At 38.0% G+C, this 18,168-nt stretch carries 11 protein-coding genes and 2 rRNA genes; 3 read left to right on the top strand and 10 right to left on the bottom strand.

Annotated features, from left to right (window positions below; genetic code table 11):
* Positions 1 to 106 precede the first annotated feature (106 nt).
* The 6 genes from ACX0KU_RS09895 to ACX0KU_RS09870 all read right to left on the bottom strand — a co-directional run bounded on the left by ACX0KU_RS09895 (position 107) and on the right by ACX0KU_RS09870 (position 8,181).
* Complete coding sequence (locus ACX0KU_RS09895) at positions 107 to 2,164, bottom strand: EAL domain-containing protein (protein WP_472989697.1); 2,058 nt, start codon at positions 2,162 to 2,164, stop codon at positions 107 to 109.
* A gap of 252 nt (positions 2,165 to 2,416) precedes the next feature.
* Positions 2,417 to 3,301: a 3-hydroxy-5-phosphonooxypentane-2,4-dione thiolase gene (lsrF, locus tag ACX0KU_RS09890; RefSeq protein WP_472989696.1), complete on the bottom strand. Its 885-nt coding sequence runs from the start codon at positions 3,299 to 3,301 to the stop codon at positions 2,417 to 2,419.
* 90 nt (positions 3,302 to 3,391) lie between these two features.
* The gene (locus tag ACX0KU_RS09885; RefSeq protein WP_472989695.1) at positions 3,392 to 4,489 is read right to left on the bottom strand and encodes a substrate-binding domain-containing protein; all 1,098 of its coding nucleotides are present in this window, start codon (positions 4,487 to 4,489) and stop codon (positions 3,392 to 3,394) included.
* Positions 4,490 to 4,600: 111 nt separating this feature from the next.
* Positions 4,601 to 5,620 carry an ABC transporter permease gene (locus ACX0KU_RS09880; protein ID WP_472989694.1) on the bottom strand — a complete coding sequence of 340 codons (1,020 nt, stop codon included), beginning with the start codon at positions 5,618 to 5,620 and terminating at the stop codon, positions 4,601 to 4,603.
* Between the two features lie 14 nt (positions 5,621 to 5,634).
* A complete protein-coding gene (locus ACX0KU_RS09875; RefSeq protein ID WP_472989693.1) occupies positions 5,635 to 6,642 on the bottom strand; it encodes an ABC transporter permease in 1,008 nt (335 codons plus the stop codon).
* A 3-nt stretch (positions 6,643 to 6,645) separates the two neighbouring features.
* Complete coding sequence (locus ACX0KU_RS09870) at positions 6,646 to 8,181, bottom strand: sugar ABC transporter ATP-binding protein (RefSeq protein ID WP_472989692.1); 1,536 nt, start codon at positions 8,179 to 8,181, stop codon at positions 6,646 to 6,648.
* Between the two features lie 218 nt (positions 8,182 to 8,399).
* On the opposite strand from ACX0KU_RS09870, the gene ACX0KU_RS09865 reads away from it, so the two are divergent.
* Genes ACX0KU_RS09865 through ACX0KU_RS09855 form a run of 3 tightly spaced genes read left to right on the top strand, consistent with a single transcriptional unit; the run spans position 8,400 to position 11,349 of the window.
* Positions 8,400 to 9,347 carry a sugar-binding transcriptional regulator gene (locus ACX0KU_RS09865; RefSeq protein WP_472989691.1) on the top strand — a complete coding sequence of 316 codons (948 nt, stop codon included), beginning with the start codon at positions 8,400 to 8,402 and terminating at the stop codon, positions 9,345 to 9,347.
* A gap of 31 nt (positions 9,348 to 9,378) precedes the next feature.
* On the top strand, positions 9,379 to 10,941 hold the full coding sequence (gene lsrK / locus ACX0KU_RS09860) for an autoinducer-2 kinase (RefSeq protein WP_472989690.1): 1,563 nt from the start codon (positions 9,379 to 9,381) through the stop codon (positions 10,939 to 10,941).
* 57 nt (positions 10,942 to 10,998) lie between these two features.
* Positions 10,999 to 11,349 (top strand): cupin domain-containing protein, encoded by a 351-nt coding sequence (locus tag ACX0KU_RS09855; RefSeq protein ID WP_472989689.1) that lies wholly within the window; start codon positions 10,999 to 11,001, stop codon positions 11,347 to 11,349.
* A 171-nt stretch (positions 11,350 to 11,520) separates the two neighbouring features.
* On the opposite strand, the gene ACX0KU_RS09850 is transcribed toward ACX0KU_RS09855, so the two are convergent.
* From ACX0KU_RS09850 to ACX0KU_RS09835, 4 genes are all read right to left on the bottom strand, one after another.
* The gene (locus ACX0KU_RS09850; protein WP_472989688.1) at positions 11,521 to 12,567 is read right to left on the bottom strand and encodes a potassium channel family protein; all 1,047 of its coding nucleotides are present in this window, start codon (positions 12,565 to 12,567) and stop codon (positions 11,521 to 11,523) included.
* Between the two features lie 56 nt (positions 12,568 to 12,623).
* Positions 12,624 to 13,352: a hypothetical protein gene (locus ACX0KU_RS09845; RefSeq protein WP_472989687.1), complete on the bottom strand. Its 729-nt coding sequence runs from the start codon at positions 13,350 to 13,352 to the stop codon at positions 12,624 to 12,626.
* A 151-nt stretch (positions 13,353 to 13,503) separates the two neighbouring features.
* Positions 13,504 to 16,408: ribosomal RNA gene (locus tag ACX0KU_RS09840) — 23S ribosomal RNA — on the bottom strand.
* A gap of 238 nt (positions 16,409 to 16,646) precedes the next feature.
* Positions 16,647 to 18,155: ribosomal RNA gene (locus tag ACX0KU_RS09835) — 16S ribosomal RNA — on the bottom strand.
* The 16S and 23S rRNA genes sit together here, the layout of an rRNA operon.
* Positions 18,156 to 18,168 lie beyond the last annotated feature (13 nt).

Raw genomic sequence — 18,168 nt, 5'->3', positions numbered from 1 at the left:
TATTAGTATATCCTTAAACAAAACTTTATATAAACCAGATAGTCATGGGATAAAACAAAAGAAAAGAGATATGCACCAATTAAATTAGTATATCTCTTTTGTGTATTTAAATCTTTTTAAGTTTTTTAGTATAGAATTTTGAAAATTCTTCACTAGCCATAGGTTTACCAAAAAAGTAACCCTGCATCTCTTCACAAGTACTTTCCTTAAAGAAATTAGCCTGTTCTTGCGTTTCCACACCTTCAGCAATTATTTCTAGCTTAAGACCTTTTCCTAATGCCATAATTGTAGAAGCCATTATAGAATCCTCTTTTTTACCGTGAATTTGCCCTACAAAGGATTTATCTATTTTTAGCTTATTTACAGAAAAGCTATTTAGCTGACTCAAAGACGAATAACCAGTACCGAAGTCATCTATAGCAAACTTAATTCCCATTTCTTTTAATTCATTTATAGTTTTAATTGTATGTTGTATATTTTGCATAGCTATACTTTCTGTAATCTCTAATTCTAAGTATTGAGGTTCTAATTTAGTTTCTTCAAGTATCTTAAAAACCATCTTTGTTAAATCTTGTAGCTCAAATTGAACTGGCGAAAGATTAACAGCCACAGTTAAATGAGGAAATCCAGCATTCTGCAATGCTTTATTCTCAGCACAGGCAGTTCGTAATACCCATTCTCCCATAGGTATAATTAATCCAGTTTCTTCAGCTAGAGGTATAAATTTATTAGGAAGAACTAAGCCTAGTTTCGGATGTTGCCATCGAATTAAAGCTTCCATTCCAGTTATTTCTTCTGTTTTAGTATCTACTTTTGGCTGATAATAAAGTACAAATTCTTTATATTCTAAGGCACGACGTAAACTATTTTCCATCTCTAATCGTTCAAGTGCTTTTGCATTTAAGGATTCTGTATAAATTTCAAAATTATTTTTGCCATTTTCTTTAGCACGATACATAGCAATATCAGCATTAGTAATCAAAGTTTCAGTATCTTCACTATCATCTGGATAAAAAGTAATTCCAATGCTAACAGAAATATAAAGTTCATGATTATCTATTACTACTGGTTCTCTTATTATCTCCAGGAGTTTGTTCGCTAATTTAACTACCTCCTCTTCCCTAGTTATTTTAGGTAGTAAAATTACAAACTCATCTCCCCCTATTCTAGCAACAGTATCAGTTGAAGACACACATTTTTTAAACTTTTCGGCAACCTCTTGTAGTAATCTATCTCCCACATCATGACCAAGGGTGTCATTGATAAGTTTAAATCTATCTAAATCAAGGTACATTACAGCAAGTTTATGTTTCATGTGCTTAGCATGGGAAATTTCATGACTCATGCGTTCCTTTAATAGAATACGATTAGGTAGTCCAGTCAATGAATCATAAAAAGCATGATATTCAATAGCTTTTTCATAATTTTTTCTTTCTGTAACATCACGACAAATAAGAGTGAAAAAACATTCTCTATCTATACAAAACGTACTTACTGTAAGCTCAAAAGGTATAACTAACTTATCCTTTCTAGCTCCAGTTACCTCTATATTGGTATTTATAAATTCATTATCTCTATAATTAAGTTCTGGAATAAGAATATTTATATTTTTTCCTATTAATTCACTAGCCGAATACTGAAAAACTTTTTCTACAGCTGGATTTATAAAATTAATAGTTCCACTGATATCTATAGTTATAATACTATCAATAGCATGATTAATTATTGAATGTGAAAAAGCCTCGCTACGATTAAGATTTTTTTCTGTAAATCTTGTATATAATAGTCTGCTTATTCTCTTTCGTAGTACAGCCCAGTTTATTGGTTTACTAATATAATCAGTAGCTCCAGCTTCAAAAGCTAAATTTACAGAATTCTCATCTTCAAGAGAAGTTATAATAATAACTGGAGTATTATTTCCTTCTGGTAACCTTTGCAACTCAGCACAGGCATCAACGCCATCTAGCTCTGGCATCATATAATCCATTAAGATAATATCAGGTTTTTGCTCCATAAAGAGCGAAAGCGCTTGTTTACCATTTTCAGCGTCAATCACTTTATATCCTTCTTCTTCTAGTGATTGACGCATTGTAAATCGTATAAGTTTTGAATCATCTGCTATAAGAATTAGAAAATCCTTTTTATCATATGTTTTTCCAATCATGTTTTTTAAATACCTCTATTCCATTTTTCTAATAATACTATCATATAATCAGTTAATATGTTTTACTTCTAAATTATACCCTTAATTATGATATTACTACAATATTTTTAAATAGTTTTATATGTATCTACACTAATGAAATTTTTTAATGAATGTGATCTCTTTATAAGTATCATAAATATATAAAAAGCTGAAGTAAGAATTAACAAAATTAAAGTTAATCTAACTCTTCAGCTTTTTTAGTATATCTTTCTATTTATGAATAGCATCCTGATAGAACTCATATGCTTCCTTATCAGTTGCTTTTTCGTGAACTATCTTTCCAATGGCTTCTGCCATTGCTGCTGGATTTTCACTTTGAAAAATATTACGACCCATATCAAGTCCACGTGCACCTTCACTTATTGCACGATATGCCATTGTAAGAGCTTCATCTTCTGCAAGTTTCTTTCCTCCAGCTACTACAATAGGAACTGGGCATGCTGCTACAACTTCTTCGAAATTCTCACAATAATAGGTCTTTATTATGTTGGCTCCAATTTCTGCAAATATGCGGGTAGCAATTTTGAAGTACTTGTCTGTACGTTCCATATTCTTTCCTACTGCTACAACACCCATAGTAGGAATGCTATAACGAAGGCCTGCATTAATGACTCTAGATATGTTATCAATACTTGTTAATTGCCCATCAGCCCCGATAAATCCTTGTACAGCCATACAGTCTGCATTACAGCGAATTGCATCTTCAATATCCACAGCAACTATTTCATGAGATAAATCGTCATTTAGAATAGATGAACCCGATGAAACACGAAGTGCAACTGCTTTATTTCCAACTGGCGGAACACAAGTACGAAGTGCGCCCCTTGTACACATCATCACATCAACATGAGGTAGAATTGTTGGAATTAATAAATCAAGTCTTTCTAGACCTGATATAGAACCCATAAAATAGCCATGATCAAATGCAAACATCACAGTATTACCGCTTTTTGCATCAAAAATATTAGCAAGATGTTTCTTCATTCCCCAATCAAGATTATTAGATCCTTTTACGTAAAACCCGTTATAGTTATTTGCAAATGGAACATCTATATGATAATCCTTTGCTGCTTTAAATCCGTCTTTATCTGCCATAATTAAAACCCTCCTTAGCAAGCTTTCTTTTAATTACTTATGCCCACTTCTCATGAAGTGAGCATAAGGCTTTATTATATGAAATAGATATTAAAAATCATAATTATTCATATTGTCTTTTGTGAATACAGTTCTTTCAGGAAGCAATACAACACCTGAAGAAGTGTCTGAATCATCTGCTGAAGGATCAAGTACACTGTTCGGCATAACTTCTACAGTACCGATGTCAGGGATATTAATCTTGCTACCTACTTTTACTTCATTACCAGCAGCGATATAATATGCCATGTAACATCCTATACCTCCTTGAATTCCACAATCCCAAAGACCCCAACGAGTTAAAATGCCATCTGTACAATATTGTTTCATAGAGTTTGGAGAAGCAAATCCAGTAATAGTAATATCCTTAGCTGTCTTGCCTTTATTTTGAGCTGCCTGCGCCTGTCCTGGAAGTGCAGTAGAATCATTACAGATTATTAAATCAATGTCTGGATGTGCAGCTAATATAGATTCACCAACAGATATAGCCTGTTCAGCATCCTGATTAGAATAATAGTTGTCTTTTGCAACGTTAGTCCAGTTAGGATATTTTTCTTTGATGTATTTCTCACCTTCTACCTGCCAAGAGTTTTGGTCTGTAACAGTTGCATTAGAATAGTGCCATGCATATTTAATAGTGTCTTTATCAGGATTTTTGCCTCTTTCTTTTAATGAATCGTAACCCATTTGAACTAACATCTGTCCTAATTGTTCTGGAGTACCTTGAGAAACCATAATTTTACGAACAGATGGATCTACGTCTGAGTCCCATGTAGTAACTTTAACACCAGCTTTAGCAGCAGCTATTAGTGCATCTTTTACTCCAGCAGCATCAACAGATGATAAGCTAATAGCATCAGTACCTTGCTGAACTGCTTTATTAATTACAGCTACCTGTGCAGCTGCAGATGCAGTAGCATCACCTTGATAATCAACAGTAAATCCCCATTTTTGAGCATACTTCTGAGCCCCTTTGTTAGCAGATTCAAAGAATGCGTTACCTGTTAGTTTTGGAATGAATGTTACTTTGATGTCTTTACTTTTAGAATCTGTAGATGGTGTGCCCGCTTTGTTGTTAGATGCACCACAACCAGCAAGAGTTGTAATAGCCATTGCTAAAATAAGTGATAATGCAAGACCTTTTTTCATTTTAATCCCCCTCTTTTAATTCTAATTTATTTTTATGCAGACGCAAATACATCCGCCTGTATACCTTAAAGGTGCCAATTAGATTAGATATAAACACTTTATTTTTCTTATTTAATTTCTAAATCCTAAATGGCGTTGAATAAATCCATATATCTTCTGATTTTTAGAAATGGTACTTGCTACTACAACAAGAACCAACATAATCCCTACTGGAATATCTAAATATTGATTTGAAACACCATTCATAGATAGTCCAAATCTCATAATTCCTATTACAATAGCTGCTAATGCTGAACCAATTACTCCTCCTTTTCCACCTAAGGTAGATGTGCCACCTAGTACCACAGCTGTAATAATTGGCATAGTTAATTCACTACCAAAATCAGCTTTCGAAGATCCAAGATAGCTTGTCATAACGATTCCCGCAATAGCTGCTGCCATACCTGAGAAAATATATGTGCTCATAATAATCAGTTTTTTATTAATACCTGAGAATTCTGCTGCACTCTGATTGATGCCACAAAGGAATACCTTTCTTCCGTATCTTGTATGGTGAAGAATAAAATAAGCAACAATAGCAAGCACAATAAAAAGCAAGAACTGTTGAGGTAGCACCCCAAATAGGCGCTTTTTCGTAAAATTTGTAAAGTGCTCCGGAAATCCACTTATACCAAGATAGGCAGCTGTATTTGACATATTTGATACAGCAATAGCCAGACCTGAATATAGAAAGGAGCCACCTAGAGTAACTACCATAGGCTGAACACCAGTATAAGCTATAAAGAAACCACTCAATGCCCCACACAAACCAGCAATAATTATGGCAATAATACATGCTAAATAAATATTAATTCCAAAACTTTTCCAAAGTACGCCTATAATAATAGATGTTAATCCTACAATAGAGGCTGCCTGAAGATCAATACCTCCTGTAATAAATACAAAGCACATAAAAATTGCAATTATACAAATAGAAATAAAATCATTTACACTCCCGAATAAAACATGTGGTCTTAAAAATCTTGGATTTAGAGTGCCAAATAAAGCTACTTCTGCAACAAGGAATAAGATCAGAAAATATTCCCACCGAAACTTTAATCTTTTATATTTTTCTTTTAGTTTCTCTTTCATCTCATAATTCCTCCTTACACTTTAATATCAATAACATCTGTTGATGTTCTAGCTACTAACCGCTCTCGTCTTGCTTTTTCAATGTTACGGTGTTGCATTACTGCATCTAAAACGACAATAGTAATGAGTAAAATACCAGTAATAGTGTTATCATAATTAGAAGAGAATCCTAAAAATACTAGAACACGGCTTATAGATGCCATAATTAATGCACCCACTGTAGCGCCAATCATATTACCCATACCACCTGAAAGACTAATACCACCAATAACACATGCAGCAATTGCTTTCATCTCATAACCATTACCAGATGTAGGTGTTACAAATCCGATACGGCTAACAAATATAATAGAAGCTAATGATGCGCATAGTGCACAAAGTATATAACTAATCATCTTAGTTGAAGCAACAGGAATACCAATGTGGTTAGCCCCTTCCTCATTATCACCAACTGCATGGAAATAGCGTCCTTTTCTTGTTTTTGTCAAATATATATGGATACAAATCATAATAACAACGGTTCCTATATATAACCACGATAGTCCTGCTGCCCCTTTTTGAGAAATGGCCTTAAAGCTACTTGGTACATTTTCAACCCATGCACCACCTGTGTATACATATGAAAGTCCTCTCACAATACCGCTGATACCTATAGTCATAATAATTGATGGGACCTTAAGAATAGCTACTCCAACTCCATTGATAATACCTATGCAAAGACCAATAACAATAACCACTACTACTGCCAATCCAAAAGACTTTCCATCCCTAATCATAGAAGCTAGTACTGCGGCTGAAAGACCTAAAGTTGCACCAATGGATGCATCGATTTCTCCTGTGTATATAACAAATGTCATACCTATTGTACATAATGTATAAACTGCTGCACCATTTAAGCAAAGCATTATATTGTCTAGTTTAATAAATATGGGATTTACCATTCCAACACCTAAATACAAAGCAAGTAAGAAGAAAATAGAAGTAAACTCTCTCCTCTTTGTTAACATCTTCATGAAGTTCATACTTTATATGCCCTCCTTTTTATCTTCATAAGCACCAAAAGCAGCACTCATTAGATTATTTTGATTGATGTCACACTTCTCAAATATATGATTAACTCGACCCTGAAACATGGTAACTGCCCGATCTGAAAGTTCAATAATCTCCTCCATATCAGAGGAAATCAATAAAACTGATAATCCTTGTTCCTTTAATGTATTAATAATCATATATACATCACCACGGGCTGAAGCATCAATACCTCTAGTTGGCTCATCCATTATAATTAGCTTAGGGTGTGTTGCAAGAATTCTTGCTATTACAACCTTCTGCTGATTTCCCCCTGAGAGACTCTCAATAAGCTGATCTTGTCCGGTTACTTTAATGTGTAAATCATTTATATATTGATCTGTTATCTCTCTTTCTGATTTAAAATCCATAAAAAACTTGCTAAGCTTCTTTAAACATCCACATGTAGTATTCATAGTGATGTCACCAATCTTAAATATGCCATCTCTTCGTCTATCTTCGGGGATATAGTTGATACCCTTTTCAATTATTTGCGAAGTAGACATTCCTGTGATATCTTCCCCTTCAAGATAAGCTTTTCCGCCAAGTACTACATCCTTTCCAAAAATTGTAGTTGCAAGTTCAGAACGGCCAGCACCCAGTACCCCTGCTAAACCTAAGATTTCACCAGGATATACATCAAAAGAAACATCCTTGAATCCATACCCAGTATAATTTTTCAAACTAAAGATAGGCTTTAATTTTTCATAATCTGGTACATTTCCTTTAAAGCACTGCTCACTCTCACAAGTATTTGGTGGAAGAAGACCTTGCACAAGCATCTCACGAGTAAAATCCTTAATATGTCCGTTCAAAGTGATAATGCCGTCCCTCATAATTGCAACACTGGTAGCAATAACAAATACCTCAGCAAGACGATGTGTAATATATATGATGCCAATGTTCTTTTTTTTGAGATCATTAATAATCTTAAAAAGTGATTCTACTTCATCAAATGTCAATGCGCTAGTTGGCTCATCTAGAATCAGTAATTTTGAATTTCGCAGTAACCCACGAAGAATTTCTACCAATTGTTGTTCTGCAATTGATAAACTTAATGCCTTACGATTTAAATCTAAGTGCCATCCAAGCTGTTCTAGTAGATCTATAAGACGTCTGTGTAACTCACCAGGTTTTTCATTAAACCCAATTACTATATTCTCTTCCACACTCATATTTGGGAAAAGCATGGGCTCCTGGGGTACAAGATACATACCAAGATCCATTGCATCCAAAGGTTTAGTACTTGTAACCTTTCTACCTTCTACATAAATATCACCCATATCCTGCTGATAAATACACATGATAATTTTCATTAATGTACTTTTACCAGCACCATTTCCACCAATCAAGGCTAATACTTCACCTGGACCGACCTCCAAGTTAATTCCTTTAAGAACCTGATTCTTAGCAAATGATTTATAAATATTACGCACAGAAAGAAGAGTATTATTGGGATTTATTGTAGTATCTTTTGAAATATTCTCTAACATACTCTTAGCCCCCATAATCAGAATTATTAACATTTGTTATGACAACGATTTTTTGTTCATGAAAATATCTGATAAAACGTTTTCATAATTGTTAGTTTACTATATCTTATTTATGCACTTACCAAAAAATACCACAATGTCATATTTTTAATAATATAATCATATGTTTACTAATGAAACAAATGTTCAATTAATCTATAAAGACGGAGGCAATAGAAATGGACTACGAAGAAGCACTTATGACTAAAACAGTGTGGTACTACTATTTTAATAATATGACTCAACAACGTATTTCAGAGCTTCTGGGCATTTCCCGTATACGGGTTGTAAAATTACTAGAGAAGGCACGCAACATAGGCATAGTTCAATTTAAAATAAGGGATGATTCTGTTAATCGTATGCAAGTAGAAGAAATTTTAGCCAAGACATATGCTCTGAAAGATACCTTTATTGTGCCTTCTCCTCCAAGTTCAGTTTCCATAAATGAAAATATTGCACGAGCAGCTGCTATGTATATTAGCAACCGTATCGACAATAAAAATAATACCTTTATTAACATGGGCTATGGTGATACACAAAGCCGTGTCTTAAATAACTTAGCAACCATGGTAGAGCACCCTACTTCAATAGTTTCACTGACTGGAGGAGTCAGTTATTATCTTCCAAATAATATGTCCACTATATTCAATGCTAAGCTTTATCTAATTCCATCACCTCTTCTAGTGTCTTCTAAAGAAGTAGTAGATGCAATTCGAAATGAAGCATCCGTTAATGAGATTTCCCGTATGGTGCAGCTCTCTTCTTTAACTGTTGTAGGCATTGGATCTCTTAAAGAAAATGCTACAATTATCAAAAGCGGGATTTTAAATAAAAATGATCTTCTATATTTAAAAATGAAAGGCGCTGTAGGGGATATATTATGTCATTTCATTGATAAGGATGGAAATCTATTAGAATCTAACATCGAAGATCGGCTCATATCAACTCCACTTTCTACTCTTCGGAGCCTTGATAATGTAATCGGAGTTGCAGCAGGTGATGATAAAGTAGATGCAATTAAAGCTGCCTTAAAGGGTGGTTATATTGATATTTTAATTACAGATGAATCCACGGCACTTCAACTATTAAAAAATACTAAAGAACCTTTAGAAAATCTTGAGGATTAAATATTATATGTATTATAAAGGAGGTTCATTTATGGAAAAATACTTAATGGCTATTGATGCTGGTACTGGTAGTGTACGTGCCGTTTTATTCGATTTGAAAGGTAATCAGATTGGTTGCGTACAGCAAGAATGGACTCATGCCGAAGACCCCCGTTGGCCTGGAAGCATGGACTTTGACTGGATTCATAATTGGAATTTAGCATGTAATTGTATTCGTGGTGTAATTAATGAAACAAAAATCCACCCTAAAGAGATTGCAGCTGTATCCACTACCTGTATGCGTGAAGGAATTGTGATGTATGACAGTGAAGGCACGGAAATATGGGCTTGTGCAAATGTAGATGCCCGCTCTAATGAAGAAGTAGCAGAACTCATACGTATGAATCCTGAACTCGAAAAAGAATTATACTGGGAATCTGGTCAAACCTATGCCCTCAGTGCTCTTCCTCGAATTCTCTGGATAAAAAACAAGATGCCTGATGTATATGAAAAAATCGCTACCATAGGAATGTTCAATGACTGGCTTATTTATAGAATCACCGGAAAGTTAGCCGTAGAACCTAGTAACGGTTCCACCACTGGCATCTTTAGTTTAGAGAATCGTGAATGGGATTCTTCTATTGTAAGCAAATTTAATCTTAAAAGTGATATCTTTCCTCCCGTTGCAGAATGCGGCTCTATAATTGGAAAAGTAAATGCAAAAGGTGCTGAAGATACTGGTCTTATGGAAGGAACTACTGTTGTTGTCGGTGGTGGCGATTCACAGCTTGGTTGTATCGGAGTAGGAGTTGTGAATCCAAATGAAGCGGCTGTGTTTGGTGGAACCTTCTGGCAGTATGAATTTAATATAGCTAATAGTAAAACTGATCCAGATTGCCGGGTTCGTGTTAATTGCCATGCTATACCTGGTTTATGTCAATATGAAGCTATAGCCTTTAATCCTGGACTAGTGATGCGCTGGTATCGCGACGGCTTTTGTCAACATGAAAAAGAAGAGGCTGAAAAAACTGGTAAAGATCCTTATGATCTTATGAATAGAAATGCTGCTGAAATTCCGCCTGGAAGTTACGGTATGATATGTGCATTCTCTGACGTTATGAATTTTATTTCCTGGAAACATGCTGCTCCTACTTTCACAAATTTTGAAATAGATCCTGTGAAATTCAATCGTTACACATTTTATCGCGCAATTTTAGAAAATACAGCTATGGTCACCAAAGGACATCTCGATCTAGTTCGTGAAGCCACCGGCAACATGCCAGAAAGCATTGTATTCGCAGGAGGTGCTTCAAAAAGCCCATTGTGGTGCCAAATTCTTTCTGATGTTCTTGGTCTTGAAATTCGTGTGCCTGTAATAAAAGAAGCAACTGCTCTTGGTGCTGCTATCCTGGCTGGTCATGGAATAGGAATTTATCCTGATATAGCAAAAGCAGCCAGTGAACTAGTACACATAGATAAAACCTATAAACCTAATCCTGAAAATCACGCTTTGTATCAAAAACTTTACGAAACATGGCGCAAGGTTTATGCTACGCAATTGGAGCTTTCTAATCAAAAGCTTACAAAAAACATGTGGATTGCACCAGGAGTGTAAAAATTATAAATGAGAAATGAAATAAAAAAACTATAAAAAGTTTGGGAGGAATTAAGTATGTATATTATAGATGAAAAAGATAAGGAATATCGTTTTGGAGATAGTGGCCCTAAATATCTAATGAAAGGTCCTCGTATGAACTTTGCTTTAGTACAGTTTCAGGCAAATCAGGATTTTAAAGCTCACTATCATAATATTATGGAAGAAAATTTTTATATTATAGACGGTGAAATTGATATTGTAGTAGACGGAAAAGTAAACCATTTAACAAAGGGTCAATTTATCCACATTGAGCCAGGTGAAATTCACTACTGTGTAAATAATTCCAACTCTTCAGTGAAGATGGTTTCTACACTTGCCCCTTATGAAGAGATAGATAAAGTTGAGGTTGATGATTACAAGTATTAACCTCTCTAAAAAGTTAATATATTTCTTCCCACAGAAGAGATTTAACATTAAAAATCCAGTAAAAATTTTATTTTTACTGGATTTTTAATGTTTTACACTTAATCAGACAAGTATTAATCTCTCAAAGCAATAGATTTAAAATAATTATACTTTCTTAGTTTCTACTTAATATCAATTAAATAACCCTGATATGCAGTCCCATAATTGTGTTTCTCCACTATCATAAGCTAACTCTCTTAGTCTATTAACCTGTTCTTCTGTTCCTAGAACTATCATAACATCACCTAACTGTAGCATTTCGTCAGAACTAGGATTAAATATAATATTTTCTTTCCCTTCTTTTTTTATAGCTAATATTATAAGACCTATTCTCTCAGGTATCTTTACTTCTTTTAAGGAATTTCCTATGATTTTTGAGTCTTTACATACAACTACATACTCTAAATCAAGAACCACATCTCCTGCGTGAGTTATAATATCAAAAAAGGATATAATGGAAGGTTTTAAAACTGTAGCCGCCATTCTTCTCCCCCCTATTTCGTTAGGAGATACAGTATTGTTTGCTCCTGCTTTTTTTAATTTCTCTGGAGAGTTCTTCTCTATTGCTCTAGACACTATATAAAGATCTTTATTCATTCCTCTAGCTGTAAGGACAGTAAATACATTAGCAGCATCACTTGATAAGGTACTTATAAGCCCTTTAGCCTGATGTATCCTAACCTTTTCTAGTATATCTTCTTGGGTTGCATCTCCATGTACAGCTAATATATCATTTTCTATAAGCTCTGCTACCTTTTCTTCCTCTTTTTCAATTACTACAAAAGGTACATTACTCTTTAAAAATTGTTCAATAACGCTCTGTCCTGTCTCTCCAGCACCACATAATATGTAGTGATTACTTAATCCTGATATTTTAATCTCCATCCTCTTTCTCCTCCAAGCGTTTCTAAACTCTCCTTCTAAAAACAAAGACACAATGCTAGAAAAAGCATACCCTGCTATACCTAAACCTGAGAAGATAACAAATATGGAAAATAACTTAGCAGCTGTATTCATAATACCAACTTCACTATATCCTACAGTAGATATAGTGATAACAGTCATATATAAGGCATCTATTATACTTACATCTAAAAGATACCTATATCCTATAGTTCCTACAACAATTAATGTACTAAGAACCATAAATATTATAACAAATTTTCTTAGCTCTCTCATAAGTAAATTATTCTCCTATCTCATTGCATCTAAAATTACTTGTAAGACTTTAATCCTTATTTTGTATCGGCAGGACAAAATGGATTCTTTTTAATAGCTGCTGTATATAGAAAAGGATATTCATTTTTTAAATAAATTATATAGCTAGTCCACTCTATAACCAAGGATGTATAAGCACGAAGTAAATCTGTAGATAAATGTTCAATTTCATCCTTAGAAAGCTTTGTTAGATCTCCTCTACTTTTAATTTCATCAGCAACATGAAAAACTGCCCACAACATATCAGTAAAGGATTCATGTTCATGTAAATTTGGATTTATTAGTAAAGATCTTAAAAATTCTTCATTTTCATTCATTATGTGTGCTAATTCTTCTAGTCTGTCCGGATCAGCATAAAAATAGTATTCAAACTCACCTGCTTTTTTCTTTGCAACATTTTCTTTATTTTTTATAATTTCTTCAATATTTATAATTTCACATAGCTTATTATGATTTTGATTAAAACTGGACATAACCTTCATAATGTTAATTCCAGCCTCTGTAAAAAATAAACTTATAATAACATTAAGTTTTTTAAGTTTTTTTCGACTCTCTATAATGTTTAAGAATCTATTGATAACTAGTGTTACAATAAGTACCTGTACAGGAACAAATGCCATATCTTGAAACAGATAAAAGAAGGTGTCCTCTGCTTTGTTAAAAATCAAATACTGAATGAAATAAATTGCAACCGATGAAGTAGTCAATATAATAGAAAGAATTACATTATCTTTTAACTTATTCATTACATACCTCCTAAGACTTTCCTTATAAGTAATATCATTAATTATAACATATTTTAAAAATTTATCGACAAAAAACTAAAAACACCAAGCATTTGCTTAGTGTTTTTCTATGAGATTGTTCTCTCAAAATTGCACAGTGAATTTAATATTTTAGATCAAGTCCTCGATCTATTAGTATTAGTCAGCTGAGTACATTACTGCACTTACACCCCTAACCTATCAACCTGGTAGTCTTCCAGGGATCTTACTAGCTTACGCTATGGGAAATCTAATCTTGAGGTGGGCTTCACGCTTAGATGCTTTCAGCGTTTATCCCTTCCCGACATAGCTACCCAGCTGTGCTTCTGGCGAAACAACTGGTGCACCAGAGGTCAGTCCATCCCGGTCCTCTCGTACTAAGGACAGCTCCTCTCAAATTTCCTACGCCCACGGCGGATAGGGACCGAACTGTCTCACGACGTTCTGAACCCAGCTCGCGTGCCGCTTTAATGGGCGAACAGCCCAACCCTTGGGACCGACTACAGCCCCAGGATGCGACGAGCCGACATCGAGGTGCCAAACCTCCCCGTCGATGTGGACTCTTGGGGGAGATCAGCCTGTTATCCCCGAGGTAGCTTTTATCCGTTGAGCGATGGCCCTTCCATACAGAACCACCGGATCACTAAGTCCGACTTTCGTCCCTGCTCCACCTGTATGTGTCGCAGTCAGGCTCCCTTCTGCCTTTACACTCTACGCGCGATTTCCGACCGCGCTGAGGGAACCTTTGAGCGCCTCCGTTACCTTTTAGGAGGCGACCGCCCCAGTCAAACTGCCCACCTAGCAATGTCCTGTGACCAGATTCATGGCCGCCAGTTAGAATTCCAGTACTGTCAGGGTGGTATCCCAAGGACGACTCCACGAAAGCTGACGCTCTCGCTTCTTAGTCTCCCACCTATCCTGTACAGACAATACCGAAATGCAATGCTAAGCTACAGTAAAGCTCTACGGGGTCTTTCCGTCCAACCGCGGGTAGCAAGCATCTTCACTTGCACTTCAATTTCACCGGATTTGCTGCCGAGACAGTGCCCAAATCATTACGCCATTCGTGCGGGTCGGAACTTACCCGACAAGGAATTTCGCTACCTTAGGACCGTTATAGTTACGGCCGCCGTTTACTGGGGCTTAAGTTCATACCTTCGCTTGCGCTAAGCATTCCCCTTAACCTTCCAGCACCGGGCAGGCGTCAGCCCCTATACATCAGCTTACGCTTTAGCAGAGACCTGTGTTTTTGATAAACAGTTGCTTGGGCCTGTTCACTGCGGCCTCCTCTCGGAGGCACCCCTTCTCCCGAAGTTACGGGGTTAATTTGCCGAGTTCCTTAGCAGCAATTCTTCCGACGGCCTTAGGATTCTCTCCTCATCTACCTGTGTCGGTTTGCGGTACGGGCACCAATTTGCTCCATAGAGACTTTTCTTGGCAGCGTGGAATCAGATACTTCGCCCATAGGGCTCCCCATCACACCTCAGACTTAAATTGAGCGGATTTGCCTACTCAACATCCTAAGTGCTTAGACGCACATCCAATAGTGCGCACATCCTATCCTCCTGCGTCATCCCATTTGTCAAACGCATTTTGGTGGTACTGGAATATCAACCAGTTGTCCATCACCTACGCCTTTCGGCCTCGGCTTAGGTCCCGACTAACCCTGGGAGGACGAGCCTTCCCCAGGAAACCTTAGATATTCGGCCAACAGGATTCTCACCTGTTTCTCGCTACTTATGCCAGCATTCTCACTTCTGCACTGTCCACCACTCCTTACGATATGGCTTCTACCTGTGCAGAAAGCTCCTCTACCACGTGTACGTAGTACACATCCATAGCTTCGGTGGTAAGTTTTAGCCCCGTTACATCTTCGGCGCGGGATCTCTCGACTAGTGAGCTATTACGCACTCTTTAAATGAGTGGCTGCTTCTAAGCCAACATCCTAGTTGTCTTAGAAATCCCACATCCTTTCCCACTTAACTTACACTTTGGGACCTTAGCTGATGGTCTGGGCTGTTTCCCTTTTGACCACGGATCTTATCATTCGTAGTCTGACTGCCGGGGTACCAGTATGTGGCATTCGGAGTTTGATAGGGTTCAGTAACTGTTGTCAGCCCCTAGCCCATTCAGTGCTCTACCTCCACTACTTAATTACCCGACGCTAGCCCTAAAGCTATTTCGAGGAGAACCAGCTATCTCCGAGTTCGATTGGAATTTCTCCGCTATCCACAGCTCATCCCATGGTTTTTCAACACCAACGTGGTTCGGACCTCCACGGAATTTTACTTCCGCTTCATCCTGGCCATGGATAGATCACCCGGTTTCGGGTCTACGATATGCAACTAGTTGCCCTGTTCAGACTCGGTTTCCCTTCGGCTCCGCACCGTAGGTGCTTAACCTTGCTACATATCGTAACTCGCTGGCCCGTTCTACAAAAAGTACGCCGTCACACATTAACGTGCTCCGACCGATTGTAGGCACACGGTTTCAGGTTCTATTTCACTCCCCTTCCGGGGTTCTTTTCACCTTTCCCTCACGGTACTGCTTCACTATCGGTCACTAGGTAGTATTTAGCCTTGGGAGATGGTCCTCCCAGCTTCCCACAAGGTTTCACGTGTCTCGTGGTACTCTGGAGTAGATCTACTTCTCTCTTCTTTTTGCCTACAGGGTTATTACCTTCTACGACAGAACTTTCCAGTTCTCTTCGACTAAAAAGATTGAAGCGTTATGATCTATCCGCAACCCCAGAAACAAAGTTTCTGGTTTGGGCTCTTCCCCTTTCGCTCGCCGCTACTGAGGGAATCGATTTTTCTTTCTCTTCCTTCTGGTACTTAGATGTTTCAGTTCCCAGAGTGTACCTCTATATACCTATGAATTCAGTATATAGTACATGATGTTTATCATGTGGGTTTCCCCATTCGGAAATCTACGAATCACAGGCTGTGTGCGCCTACTCGTAGCTTATCGCAGCTTATCGCGTCCTTCTTCGGCTCCTAGTGCCAGGGCATTCACCGTGCGCCCTTTCTAACTTGATCGTTAGATACATGACTTGTCAAAATCTTCGATTTTGGTAACAAGTCAGTACTCCTCAGCTTCGCTGAGTGAGTTTCATTATTACTACAACTAATTACTTAGTTATAGTAGATTTCTTAATATTCACTGTGCAATTTTCAAAGAACAATTAATGAAAGACATTAGTCTTTCAAAATTAAACAGAATTAAGGATAAATTATTTCCAGTCTATGAAAGCTGTGAGCTTTCATTTCTCCCTAGAAAGGAGGTGATCCAGCCGCAGGTTCTCCTACGGCTACCTTGTTACGACTTCACCCCAATCACCAATCCCACCTTCGACTGCTGGCTCCTTGCGGTTACCTCACAGGCTTCGGGTGTTACCGGCTCTCATGGTGTGACGGGCGGTGTGTACAAGACCCGGGAACGTATTCACCGCGACATTCTGATTCGCGATTACTAGCAACTCCAACTTCATGTAGGCGAGTTTCAGCCTACAATCCGAACTGGGACCGGTTTTTTAGTTTGGCTCCCCCTCACGGGTTTGCTTCTCGTTGTACCGGCCATTGTAGCACGTGTGTAGCCCTAGACATAAGGGGCATGATGATTTGACGTCATCCCCACCTTCCTCCTGGTTAACCCAGGCAGTCTCGCTAGAGTGCTCAACTTAATGGTAGCAACTAACGATAAGGGTTGCGCTCGTTGCGGGACTTAACCCAACATCTCACGACACGAGCTGACGACAACCATGCACCACCTGTCTTCCTGCCCCGAAGGGCTTCCTCTGTTACGAGTAATTCAGGAGATGTCAAGTCTAGGTAAGGTTCTTCGCGTTGCTTCGAATTAAACCACATGCTCCGCTGCTTGTGCGGGTCCCCGTCAATTCCTTTGAGTTTTAATCTTGCGACCGTACTCCCCAGGCGGAATACTTATTGCGTTTGCTGCGGCACCGAGGGTGGTACCCCCCGACACCTAGTATTCATCGTTTACGGCGTGGACTACCAGGGTATCTAATCCTGTTTGCTCCCCACGCTTTCGTATCTCAGCGTCAGTTACGGTCCAGAAAGTCGCCTTCGCCACTGGTGTTCTTCCTAATCTCTACGCATTTCACCGCTACACTAGGAATTCCACTTTCCTCTCCCGCACTCTAGATACCCAGTTTCAAATGCAGCGCCCAGGTTAAGCCCGGGAATTTCACATCTGACTTAAATATCCGCCTACATACTCTTTACGCCCAGTAAATCCGGACAACGCTTGCCACCTACGTATTACCGCGGCTGCTGGCACGTAGTTAGCCGTGGCTTCCTCCTTGGGTACCGTCATTATCGTCCCCAAAGACAGAGCTTTACAATCCGAAGACCTTCATCACTCACGCGGCGTTGCTGCGTCAGGGTTTCCCCCATTGCGCAATATTCCCCACTGCTGCCTCCCGTAGGAGTCTGGACCGTGTCTCAGTTCCAATGTGGCCGATCACCCTCTCAGGTCGGCTACGCATCGTCGCCTTGGTGAGCCGTTACCTCACCAACTAGCTAATGCGCCGCGGGTCCATCTCAAAGCGGATTGCTCCTTTGATTATCTTCTCATGCGAGAAGATAATGTTATGCGGTATTAATCTCCCTTTCGGGAGGCTATCCCCCTCTTTGAGGCAGGTTACCCACGTGTTACTCACCCGTCCGCCGCTAATCCGTTCCCGAAGGAACTTCATCGCTCGACTTGCATGTGTTAGGCACGCCGCCAGCGTTCGTCCTGAGCCAGGATCAAACTCTCAATTTAAAAGTTTAATCTG

This window comes from Clostridium sp. X, from assembly GCF_055755365.1.
The sequence above is the reverse complement of the archived record's forward strand: the minus strand, read 5'-3'. Positions and strand labels throughout refer to the sequence as shown.

Coding starts and splice junctions, on each gene's coding strand:
- ACX0KU_RS09895 (WP_472989697.1), bottom strand. CDS start 2,164: ATGATTGGAAAAACATATGATAAAAAGGATTTTCTAATTCTTATAGCA.
- lsrF (WP_472989696.1), bottom strand. CDS start 3,301: ATGGCAGATAAAGACGGATTTAAAGCAGCAAAGGATTATCATATAGAT.
- ACX0KU_RS09885 (WP_472989695.1), bottom strand. CDS start 4,489: ATGAAAAAAGGTCTTGCATTATCACTTATTTTAGCAATGGCTATTACA.
- ACX0KU_RS09880 (WP_472989694.1), bottom strand. CDS start 5,620: ATGAAAGAGAAACTAAAAGAAAAATATAAAAGATTAAAGTTTCGGTGG.
- ACX0KU_RS09875 (WP_472989693.1), bottom strand. CDS start 6,642: ATGAACTTCATGAAGATGTTAACAAAGAGGAGAGAGTTTACTTCTATT.
- ACX0KU_RS09870 (WP_472989692.1), bottom strand. CDS start 8,181: ATGTTAGAGAATATTTCAAAAGATACTACAATAAATCCCAATAATACT.
- ACX0KU_RS09865 (WP_472989691.1), top strand. CDS start 8,400: ATGGACTACGAAGAAGCACTTATGACTAAAACAGTGTGGTACTACTAT.
- lsrK (WP_472989690.1), top strand. CDS start 9,379: ATGGAAAAATACTTAATGGCTATTGATGCTGGTACTGGTAGTGTACGT.
- ACX0KU_RS09855 (WP_472989689.1), top strand. CDS start 10,999: ATGTATATTATAGATGAAAAAGATAAGGAATATCGTTTTGGAGATAGT.
- ACX0KU_RS09850 (WP_472989688.1), bottom strand. CDS start 12,567: ATGAGAGAGCTAAGAAAATTTGTTATAATATTTATGGTTCTTAGTACA.
- ACX0KU_RS09845 (WP_472989687.1), bottom strand. CDS start 13,352: ATGAATAAGTTAAAAGATAATGTAATTCTTTCTATTATATTGACTACT.